The sequence below is a fragment of the Bacillus sp. LR--39 genome (assembly GCF_053613335.1).
The window spans coordinates 1-766 of the sequence record NZ_JBSIOT010000741.1; the positions used below are offsets into that span (position 1 = coordinate 1).

Genomic DNA, 766 nt, shown 5'->3' on the forward strand with positions numbered 1-766 from the left:
CAGGTATGAAAACCGGTTTAAATATAAAATATGACAATCCGAAAGAAGTGGGGGCAGACAGAATCGTAAATGCTGTCGCTGCGATACACTTATACGGCAATCCATTAATTGTTGTCGATTTCGGAACCGCCACAACGTACTGCTATATTGATGAAAACAAACAATACATGGGCGGGGCGATTGCCCCTGGGATTACAATTTCGACAGAGGCGCTTTACTCGCGTGCAGCAAAGCTTCCGCGTATCGAAATCACCCGGCCCGACAATATTATCGGAAAAAACACTGTTAGCGCGATGCAATCTGGGATTTTATTTGGCTATGTCGGCCAAGTGGAAGGAATCGTTAAGCGAATGAAATGGCAGGCAAAACAGGAACCAAAGGTCATTGCGACAGGAGGCCTGGCGCCGCTCATTGCGAACGAATCAGATTGTATAGACATCGTTGATCCATTCTTAACCCTAAAAGGGCTGGAATTGATTTATGAAAGAAACCGCGTAGGAAGTGTATAGGAGGTTTAGTAATGGATTATTTAGTAAAAGCACTTGCGTATGACGGAAAAGTTCGGGCTTATGCGGCGAGAACGACTGATATGGTAAATGAGGGGCAGAGACGCCATGGTACGTGGCCGACAGCATCCGCTGCATTGGGACGCACAATGACAGCTTCACTCATGCTCGGCGCTATGCTGAAGGGCGATGATAAGCTGACCGTGAAAATCGAGGGCGGAGGTCCGATCGGAGCTATTGTAGCTGATGCCAATGCCAAA

General features: G+C 47.4%; 1 protein-coding gene and 1 pseudogene. Both read left to right on the forward strand.

The genetic code is table 11. The features are described 5' to 3' along the window. Nucleotides 1-509 (forward strand): type III pantothenate kinase (locus tag ACWHAR_RS26225; RefSeq protein WP_452088316.1); only part of this gene is annotated, 509 nt, incomplete at its 5' end. Nucleotides 510-520: 11 nt separating this feature from the next. After that, nucleotides 521-766, forward strand: a pseudogene (gene hslO / locus ACWHAR_RS26230) (redox-regulated molecular chaperone HslO); the annotation flags it as partial.